Origin of the sequence: Mucilaginibacter sp. MD40, assembly GCF_002288635.1 — a bacterium.
Taxonomy (GTDB): domain Bacteria; phylum Bacteroidota; class Bacteroidia; order Sphingobacteriales; family Sphingobacteriaceae; genus Mucilaginibacter.
Genome location: NZ_NRSW01000001.1, coordinates 2,209,647 through 2,218,564, shown reverse-complemented (window position 1 = coordinate 2,218,564; position 8,918 = coordinate 2,209,647). Strand labels below are relative to the sequence as shown.

At 42.0% G+C, this 8,918-nt stretch carries 10 protein-coding genes; 7 read left to right on the top strand and 3 right to left on the bottom strand.

What is annotated here, in order from left to right; genetic code table 11:
* Positions 1-20: 20 nt before the first annotated feature.
* Together CKK33_RS10065 and CKK33_RS10060 are read right to left on the bottom strand one after the other, a co-directional pair.
* A complete protein-coding gene (locus tag CKK33_RS10065) occupies positions 21-521 on the bottom strand; it encodes a peptidylprolyl isomerase (protein WP_095703983.1) in 501 nt (166 codons plus the stop codon).
* 86 nt (positions 522-607) lie between these two features.
* Positions 608-2,611 carry a thioredoxin domain-containing protein gene (locus tag CKK33_RS10060; RefSeq protein WP_095703982.1) on the bottom strand — a complete coding sequence of 668 codons (2,004 nt, stop codon included), beginning with the start codon at positions 2,609-2,611 and terminating at the stop codon, positions 608-610.
* 346 nt (positions 2,612-2,957) lie between these two features.
* Between CKK33_RS10060 and CKK33_RS10050 the strand changes: the two genes are divergently transcribed.
* The 3 genes from CKK33_RS10050 to CKK33_RS10040 all read left to right on the top strand — a co-directional run bounded on the left by CKK33_RS10050 (position 2,958) and on the right by CKK33_RS10040 (position 6,299).
* Positions 2,958-5,237 carry an ATP-dependent helicase gene (locus CKK33_RS10050; protein WP_095703980.1) on the top strand — a complete coding sequence of 760 codons (2,280 nt, stop codon included), beginning with the start codon at positions 2,958-2,960 and terminating at the stop codon, positions 5,235-5,237.
* Between the two features lie 163 nt (positions 5,238-5,400).
* Positions 5,401-5,775, top strand: coding sequence for a helix-turn-helix domain-containing protein (locus CKK33_RS10045; protein ID WP_233138184.1), 375 nt, complete (start codon positions 5,401-5,403; stop codon positions 5,773-5,775).
* A gap of 227 nt (positions 5,776-6,002) precedes the next feature.
* Positions 6,003-6,299 carry a hypothetical protein gene (locus CKK33_RS10040; protein WP_095703979.1) on the top strand — a complete coding sequence of 99 codons (297 nt, stop codon included), beginning with the start codon at positions 6,003-6,005 and terminating at the stop codon, positions 6,297-6,299.
* A gap of 15 nt (positions 6,300-6,314) precedes the next feature.
* Here the strand turns inward: CKK33_RS10040 and CKK33_RS10035 are convergent, their stop codons facing one another.
* A complete protein-coding gene (locus tag CKK33_RS10035; protein WP_095703978.1) occupies positions 6,315-7,751 on the bottom strand; it encodes a tetratricopeptide repeat protein in 1,437 nt (478 codons plus the stop codon).
* A gap of 325 nt (positions 7,752-8,076) precedes the next feature.
* On the opposite strand from CKK33_RS10035, the gene CKK33_RS19510 reads away from it, so the two are divergent.
* The 4 genes from CKK33_RS19510 to CKK33_RS10025 are packed head-to-tail and all read left to right on the top strand — an operon-like array spanning position 8,077 to position 8,845.
* The gene (locus CKK33_RS19510; RefSeq protein WP_158223423.1) at positions 8,077-8,223 is read left to right on the top strand and encodes a hypothetical protein; all 147 of its coding nucleotides are present in this window, start codon (positions 8,077-8,079) and stop codon (positions 8,221-8,223) included.
* Positions 8,224-8,276: 53 nt separating this feature from the next.
* A complete protein-coding gene (locus CKK33_RS19505) occupies positions 8,277-8,423 on the top strand; it encodes a hypothetical protein (RefSeq protein WP_158223422.1) in 147 nt (48 codons plus the stop codon).
* A 39-nt stretch (positions 8,424-8,462) separates the two neighbouring features.
* On the top strand, positions 8,463-8,609 hold the full coding sequence (locus CKK33_RS19500; RefSeq protein WP_158223421.1) for a hypothetical protein: 147 nt from the start codon (positions 8,463-8,465) through the stop codon (positions 8,607-8,609).
* A 56-nt stretch (positions 8,610-8,665) separates the two neighbouring features.
* Entirely contained in the window at positions 8,666-8,845 is a 180-nt protein-coding gene (locus CKK33_RS10025) for a hypothetical protein (protein WP_095703976.1), read from the top strand.
* Positions 8,846-8,918: the final 73 nt, after the last annotated feature.

Here is an 8,918-nt window from a genome sequence, read left to right as displayed (position 1 = left end):
GCGCCTTTTTTATTTGTTTATTAATGACCATGATGTCCATCCGGGCCATGTGCGTGGCCGTGTGACAATTCTTCTGACGTAGCCGGGCGAACATTAATGATCTCGCCTTTAAAGTGTAATTCCTGGCCTGCCATGGGGTGGTTAAGATCAACCATAACCGAATCTTCAGTAACAGATACTACCTGTCCCTGAAAACGATTGCCGTTATTATCCTGCAAAGGCAAAATTTCACCTACCTGGGGCAGGTCTGTACCCTGGAACATTTCTTTTGGCAGGTTAGCTACGGCTTCCTGGTCGTACTCGCCGTAACCATCTTCTGCTGATATGCGGAAATCATATGTATCGCCTGTTGAAAGTGTGCTAAGGTGCTCCTCAAACTTAGGGATCATCTGGCCTGCGCCAAATAAAAATGTAAGCGGCTGCTCCTGGGTAGCGCTCTCTACTAACCCCTCTTCACCATTCTCTTTGTTAACGTACAGATCATATGTTAATGACACTACGTGTTGTGGTTGAATTTTCATTTATTGATTATTTTATGGCAAGGTGCTATTTTTTTATTAACCACGCCAATTTATTATTAAATACAAACGCTGATGTTTATAAAAGATTATGATGAATGAATTTGTTTTAAAGCATCTACAATAGTAGCAGCAGGCAAGCCACAGGTACGGTCTTTACAGATGAATATCCTTGTGGTATCACCCAATCGCCCCTGCAACAAGGGCAAAGTGTCTGTTTGCCCGCCCAGTATTACCTTATTGGGTATATAATGCTGCTCTAAGTCTCTGCGCATATTCTCATACTCCGGCCCTGTTATAGCTACCTCATTAACACCGAAGATCTCATCAAGCAAAAGGATGGTCCAGTTAGGATATGCTGTACCGTATTTAGCCAGGTGAGGAACAATGTTACGCAGCATTTGAGCCGATACCTCAAGGTAACCATCGTTATCAAAAAGCAGCCCCAGTTTTTTAAGAACACGTGCCATTACCGAGTTGGATGCCGGTATTACCCCATCCATGATTTCCGATTTACGCGCGATCAATTGTTCGTCGTTATCGGCAGTGTAATAAAATATACCGCCCTCAGCGTTATAGAAGTGTTGCAAAGCGTAATCCGTAAGCTTTTGTGCCTGTATCAGCCAGTCCTCGTCAAAGGTTACTTCGTATAATGAGATCAAGGCATCCGCAACATTGGCGTAATCGTCAAGAAAAGCAACACCTGCTGCAGCCGGTGAATTATAAATTCGATTGATCTTAGCACCCGAGATCAGATTTTTGACAATAAATTCCGCGTTCTTTAAAGCCAAATCTAAATACTCCGGCTTCCCGAAAGCACGGTAAGCATCGCACAAGCCTTTAAGCATTAAGCCATTCCATGATGCTAAGATCTTGTTATCCAAACCTGGCCGTACGCGCTTTCCGCGAGCATCAAACACTTTTTGCTTAGCAAGTTTAATACGCTCATGTAGTTCGGATAAACTTAAACCATACTGCGAGGCTATGTCGTGCTCATCATGTTTCCTTAAAAACACATTGCTTTGTTCCTCTTCCCAGTTGCCCTCGTCGGTTACGTGATAATAGGCATTGAAAAGCGGTGCATCATCACCCAATATTTCGGCAATTTCCTGCCGGGTAAAAATGTAAAACTTACCCTCTTTGCCTTCGCTATCTGCATCCAGGGCAGAATAAAAACCATTTTCCGGCGAGGTAAGTTCACGCTGAACAAAACTGATGAGTTCACCAGCAACCTCAGCATAAAGCGGATCAGCGTTCCAGGTATATGCTTCTGAGTAAAGGCTCAAAAGCTGACCATTATCATACAGCATCTTCTCAAAATGTGGCACATGCCAAACACCATCAACAGCATAACGGGCAAAGCCGCCGCCAACATGGTCATAAATGCCGCCGTAGGCCATTTTCTGTAGCGTAAGCTTCACATTTTCGGCAATGCCTTCATCTTTCATCAGGTGTGCATATCGCATCAGGAATATCCAGTTAGCGGGCATGGGAAACTTGGGAGCTCCGCCAAAACCACCTTGTTCGGGGTCAATATACCGGCGCCAGGTGGCCATAATAGGCTCCAGCATGTCTTTACTATACTCGGCGGTCTGTTCAACAAAAGGTACCGATTCATATTGCTTAATGCCTTCAGTAAGGCGCACGGCGTAATCTTCAGCTTCCTCGGGCTTTTGCTTGTAGAAATCTGCCAGGTTCAATAGTAACGATGCCCAGTCGTTTTTACGGAAATAGGTGCCGCCATAAATAGGTCGCTGATCTGGCAGGCAGATACAGTTGAGCGGCCACCCTCCTCTACCACTCATCAATTGAACGGCACTCATGTATATCTGGTCGATGTCCGGGCGTTCCTCCCGGTCTACCTTTATACATACGAAGTACTCATTCATCAGCGCGGCCACCCCTTCGTCCTCAAAACTCTCATGCTCCATTACGTGGCACCAGTGGCAAGCCGAGTAACCTATGCTTACCAGTATCAGTTTGTTCTCTTCTTTAGCTTTTTGTAAAGCCTCGGTCCCCCAGGAATACCAGTCTACCGGATTATTGGCATGCTGCAAAAGGTAAGGCGAAGTAGCGTTGGCGAGGCGATTCATAAGCGGTAGATGGTTTATTAAACAAAGCCCGAAATTGTTAATTGTTTTAGGGATATGCAAAAGGGGCGCTGCATTATTTTACTCAATCGGCCTTTACTTCGCTCGACCATCCTCTTTGCTTCGCAAAGAGGATGGTAAATTTTAATATTTTTCTTATCCCTCTCTTCGCTGTGCGAAAAGCGGGTCGACAAGCGATAGCGATGTCAGGGTGAGTAAACCATGCAATGAGTGACTTTCCCTTTATAGGTTGGTTAAACCACACAGCGTTGAAAATTTGCTTTACCAATTTTGTTAGCTTTCACCGCCAAAATCTTAATTTCGCAGACACAGAAAAGAGGAACTGGATTTGGATTATCTACAAGGGTTAAATCCCGAACAAAAAGCTGCCGTTTTACAAATTAAAGGCCCGGTAATGATCATTGCCGGCGCGGGATCAGGCAAAACACGTGTGATCACTTACCGTGTGGCGCACCTTATCCGCAGTGGTGTGGATTCGTTTAACATATTGGTATTAACCTTTACCAACAAGGCCGCCAAGGAGATGCGTGAGCGTATCAACCATATTGTTGGCCCCGAGGCTAAGAATATATGGATGGGAACTTTCCACTCCGTATTTGCCAAGATATTACGTGTGGAGGCCGATAAAATTGGTTACCCTAATAACTTTACCATTTACGATACCGACGACAGCAAAAGTGTTATCCGTGCCATTTTAAAAGAAATGCAGCTGGATGATAAGCTGTACAACCAAAACTTTGTTTACAACCGCATTTCTGCCGCCAAAAACAACCTCGTTGGTTGGCAGGAATATCAAAATAACGACCAGATACAGGCTGATGACTTTAGCAGCGGTCGCGGAATGTTAGGTAAGATATACGAAACTTACGCTATGCGTTGTTTCCGCGCAGGCGCAATGGATTTTGACGATCTGCTCTTTAAAACCAATGAACTCTTAAAAAACCATCCGGATGTGCTGAACAAGTATCAGCATAAGTTTAAATACCTGATGGTTGATGAGTACCAGGACACCAACTTTTCGCAGTACCTCATCGTAAAGCGCTTAGCGGCTGTGAGCGAAAACCTCTGCGTGGTGGGCGACGACGCGCAAAGTATCTACGCTTTTCGCGGGGCTAACATTCAAAACATCCTCAATTTTGAGAAGGATTACCCGGATCTTAAAGTATTTAAGCTGGAGCAGAATTACCGCTCTACCCAAAACATTGTAAACGTTGCCAACAGCATTATTGCCAATAATAAAGACCAGCTCAAGAAAAACGTTTTTTCTGAGAAAGACACCGGCGATAAAATAAAGGTGATGCGCGCTTTTAGCGATAATGAAGAGGGTAAAATGGTTGCCGACGCCATTATGCACCAGCGCAGCACAAAAAGTTTAAAGTGGAAAGACTTTGCTATTCTATACCGTACCAACGCGCAATCGCGCTCTATGGAAGAGGCGCTGCGTAAGCTCAACATCCCGTACAAAATATATGGTGGCATGTCTTTCTACCAGCGTAAGGAGATCAAGGACCTCATTGCTTATTTCAGGCTAACGTTTAACCCAAATGACGAAGAAGCGCTAAAACGGGTGATCAATTACCCAAAACGTGGTATTGGCGATACCACGGTTGATCGCATTATCGTAGCCGCCGATAAGCACCAGCTCACGCCGTTTGAAGTTATATTAGAGGCGCCGCGTTATGTAGAAAAAGCACCGGCAGCGCTAACGGCCTTTGCCACCATGATCCAAAGCTTCCAGGTAATAACCAAAACGTTAAGCGCTTATGATGCGGCTTTGCATATTGCGCAACACTCGGGCTTGCTAAAAGACCTTTACGACGATAAATCTGTAGAAGGCCTTAACCGTTACGAAAACATACAGGAGTTACTGAACGGTATCAAAGAATTCTCCGAAAGGGAAGATATTGAAGAAAAAGGCCTTGACGTTTTCATGCAGGATGTGGCTCTTTTAACCAATGATGATAACGACAAGAACAAAGATGCCGATACTGTTTCGCTGATGACCATCCACTCGTCAAAAGGGCTTGAATTCCCTCAGGTTCATATTGTTGGGTTGGAAGAAAACCTTTTTCCTTCGCAAATGTCGCTCAACTCACGAAGCGATCTGGAGGAGGAGCGACGTTTATTTTACGTAGCCATTACCCGTGCCGAGTATAAATTAACAATCAGTTACGCTACATCGCGCTTTAAATTTGGCACACTTATCAACTGCGAACCCAGCCGTTTTCTGGATGAGATAGATGCCAAATATCTTGAACTTGATTTTTCGGCCAAGCCTGCCCCTTCACCATCTTCTTCATTTGGGGATGAGCGCAGTGCCTGGAGCAGAAAACCGGCAGACACTTTCTCTAAACCTAAACCAGCTACCGCGCCGCCTGTAAAAACAACATCTATACTGGCTAAGGCACACGTACCATCCGCTGGTTTTAAGCCTGCTGATACCTCAAACCTACAAGTAGGTATGGAGGTAGAACATGAGCGCTTTGGCTTTGGAAAGGTAATAAGCCTTGAGGGCAACAAGCCAGATATTAAAGCCACTATATTTTTTAAAGAAATTGGCCAAAAACAGCTTTTGTTAAAGTTTGCTAAACTTAGTATAGTTACCTAAAACTAAGTAAAAAAAATACACAGTTTTGGGGAACATATTCCACATAAAAGTTTAGTCACACTTAACTTTGTGTTAATTGGACGCTATAAAGGCCATTTTAATAACTGGCATTACGATTGGTTAATAGTTAATACCCTTATTCCCGTAATTAACTATTATGTACATGATGAGCGAATCCATTAAAAAGAAAACCAACAAATCGGCCGGTAAAAACATACGTACCCTGCGCCATGAGCATGGCTGGAGCCAGGAAGATGTTGCTAACCGTTTAGGTATATCTATACCAGCGTTTTCAAAGATTGAAACAGGCGTAACAGATATTAACCTGTCAAGGCTGGAGCAAATTGCCAATATCTTTGAAGTAAGTGTAGTAAACCTGCTTTCACTCGAGCATACCGAGCAGCCAGCTGTACAAGACCAAAACTTAAGTATCGTACAAAAAAAATTGCTTGACCGCGAAACCGAGATCACCAACCTGCAACGCAAAGTGATATTGCTGTATGAAGAGTTGTTGAGTAAAAACGGCACCCACCAATAAGAAATTTACCCCTACTGTTCAAAATACAAAACAGATTAACTGTTTTTAGTTCGGTAACAAAACCGCTCCCGGTTTACTTTTTATGCAATTATTTAAAAAATCCTCAAATTATTGCATGTAGTGAAAAAAGCGGTATTTGTTACCGCTTTTTTTGCCTGTAAGCGATGCAAAAAAAAGGGTTTAGCACTTTTGGTTTTATTATTGTAGTAACCATATAGCATCAAACTATGGCTTATATGTGTAATTACATGATATCTATCCCTAATGCCGGGCAACAGGCAAACGGTACTATCCATGATCGCCGCACGAAGTTAAAAGTAAAGGCCTTTGACCTTTTTAAATCGCGCGCCAAACAACAGGAAGGTGAAGTAAGATACTTTGTTACAGCCGGCAACCAATTACTGGCCTTTGAAACAGAAGGTTATAAGCGCCACAGGCAGTTACTTATACTACAGATGATATCCAGGTACTGTGTTTACCTGGGCTTGATGGAAGCGCAGATACATAGCAGCTATCCTATCTAATGGAATTTAGAATGGTTAAGCAGTTGTTTTACTGGTATCGTTGAGCATATCGCTCATCTCTATGATCTTTTGATCAATATCAGATACACACTTGTCCATCATATGGATGCATTCTTTCTCATCAACCAGTCCTTCTCTTTCCAGGTTCATTAATCCGCGGAGCGTGGCGATAGGTCCCCTTATCTGGTGAGAAAGATAGGAGGAGTAATCAGAAAGCTTTTTATTCTTTATCTGCAGGTCTTTTGTACGTTCATCAATGATCTCTTCGAGGTGATGGTTCACCCTGTCAAGGTTATCCTTTTGTCTCGATACCTCTTCATTCAGTTCTGTAAGCTGGCTGTTAGTAGCATTCTTGCGTTTCACGTTGCTTACCAGCAAACCTACCACAACCAGTAAAAGCCCAGCCACAACGGTTACCGCCCAAAACTTTATACGGTCGTTTTGCTGGTTCACTAAAAGTAGCTCCGTATCGCGTTGTTTAGCTTCCTGTTTAAACTGCTCTTGTATGAGGTTAATCTGTGTAGACTCGTTAGAAATATGGATGGAGCTATCCTGCCTGAAAATCATTTGCAAATAGTACAGCGCCCTTTCATAATTTTTTCGCTTTGATTCCAACTGATAAATAGTGTAGTTGTAATCATTGGTCAGCTTTTCATCCTTAAGCGCCCTTGCGTAAGCTTCCCCCTCCTGCACCACTTTCTCCGCCGCGTTAAAATCGCCTTTATCTATATATAACGAAGCAAGGGTAAGGTTGGTACTCGCTACCGGCTTATTCAAATCCAACTGCTTGGCAGATTGGTTGGCTTTAAGCAGCAGTTTTTCGGCAACATCATATTGGTTAAGTTTATAATAAATAACCCCTCTGTTCTGCAGGCATTGCACCAGGTTGGCCGAGTCTTTTAGCTCGGTGAAGATCACATTACTCTTATCGTAATAACTAAGAGCCTGGTTAAAACTATTTTTTCGATAGTAAACGTTACCAATATTCATGTATAACGACGCCATCAAGCTCTGATCATTCAAGCGTTCGGTAATAGCTAAAGCCTTTTTAAAATATTCCAGCGCTTTGGTAAGGTTATTATCCAGGTACAGGTTACCTATGTTATTATCTACTTTTGCCTGGCTGCGTAAATCTTTTATGCTTTCAAACGTGCTCAAAGCATTCAAATAATCATTAATAGCGGCACTGGCCTGGTTCAGGTAATATTTACCTATGCCACGCACGCGGTATGCCTCGCCTATACCAGCCTTGTAATCCAGCTTAATGGCTATATCAAGCGCTTTGGTAGCATCGGCAATGGTTTGCTCGGGGCTGGTAAGGCGGTTGGTGTATGCCTGCTTGTTCAGCTTTATAACCTCGGTAGTATCATTAGCTGCAACTTCATCATTACTCTTAGCGTATACTGTAAAGGCATATAAGAAGAAAATAAGAAGAATAAAAGCTTTATTCATTTAGCTGTATATACGGTAATTATAGGGCGAAAGTTATAAAATAAATTTAAAGAAATATATGGCGGTATAAAAACTAAAAACATGCAATTTTTTTTCACACAATTGCTTGTGAATTAAAAAACATATTTATATTTGTACTGTTAATATATTGATTTATAATAAATTAGACTATACATAGGCGTATTTTTACGCCACGAAAAATTTGTTCTTTATTATGTATTTTGTTGAGCAATAGTTACGCTCAAAAAATTTAGAGCATATTATGCCAATATAATTTTTTAACATGGGGCAAGTTAATAAAAACAATTATTTAATCAATAATAAAATGAAAAAAATAGTACTTGGATATCTGTTACTGGTGGGCGGGCTGTTGTTTTCATCATGCATTAAGCAGAATAACTTACACAGCAGCATGGTTGCACTGCTAAAAGCAGGCGTTGGCATGAGGAAAGATATCGGTACTGCCGATTAATAATTGATAATAAAAGCTGAACTACAATAAAAAAGACATTAAATAAAACGCATATGAAAAAGGTATTAACCCTGGTATTACTTGTTGCAGGAAGCCTGTCAGCATCAACAACACAAAATCATGCTGTTAAAGCGGCCAAAATGGCAAAAGTAGAACAAGCGACATCTGTTTTTAGAAAAGACGTTGGCACTGCCGACTAATATTAGTTCATCTGTACATCCAACTTAGTATAAGCAATTATGAAGAAGATCATATTCACAGCAGTTTCATTGATAGTTATTTCCGGCGTTTTGCCTTCATGCACCAAACAGGCTGGAATTAAACCTGTAGCAAGGGTGGAATACAGCACATCAGCAGCCAGAAAAGACATCGGCACTGCAGACTGATCCTAGCTCATATACCCATATCAATTATTAAAAAAGACATTTAAATATCCCTAATCATGAAAAAATTTATCATAGCAGCAGCAGTAGTTTTATCAACAGGAATCGTGTCAGCAAATGCCCTTATGCATAAAGACACCACCGCTACAACTACCCCTAAAGAGGAAAATACACCCGTAGCAACTAACACCGACCAGGTAAGCAAAATGACTAAAAAAGACATTGGCACTGCCGACTAATTGCACCATTAAGGCATACCCTATTCTACCTCAGAGCATAACAACGTAATAGACAACAACCATCAACGCATAT

Bases quoted from the DNA above. Each gene is read 5' to 3' on its own strand.
- CKK33_RS10065 (WP_095703983.1), bottom strand. From the start codon at position 521: ATGAAAATTCAACCACAACACGTAGTGTCATTAACATATGATCTGTAC.
- CKK33_RS10060 (WP_095703982.1), bottom strand. From the start codon at position 2,611: ATGAATCGCCTCGCCAACGCTACTTCGCCTTACCTTTTGCAGCATGCC.
- CKK33_RS10045 (WP_233138184.1), top strand. From the start codon at position 5,401: ATGATGAGCGAATCCATTAAAAAGAAAACCAACAAATCGGCCGGTAAA.
- CKK33_RS10040 (WP_095703979.1), top strand. From the start codon at position 6,003: ATGGCTTATATGTGTAATTACATGATATCTATCCCTAATGCCGGGCAA.
- CKK33_RS10035 (WP_095703978.1), bottom strand. From the start codon at position 7,751: ATGAATAAAGCTTTTATTCTTCTTATTTTCTTCTTATATGCCTTTACA.
- CKK33_RS19510 (WP_158223423.1), top strand. From the start codon at position 8,077: ATGAAAAAAATAGTACTTGGATATCTGTTACTGGTGGGCGGGCTGTTG.
- CKK33_RS19505 (WP_158223422.1), top strand. From the start codon at position 8,277: ATGAAAAAGGTATTAACCCTGGTATTACTTGTTGCAGGAAGCCTGTCA.
- CKK33_RS19500 (WP_158223421.1), top strand. From the start codon at position 8,463: ATGAAGAAGATCATATTCACAGCAGTTTCATTGATAGTTATTTCCGGC.
- CKK33_RS10025 (WP_095703976.1), top strand. From the start codon at position 8,666: ATGAAAAAATTTATCATAGCAGCAGCAGTAGTTTTATCAACAGGAATC.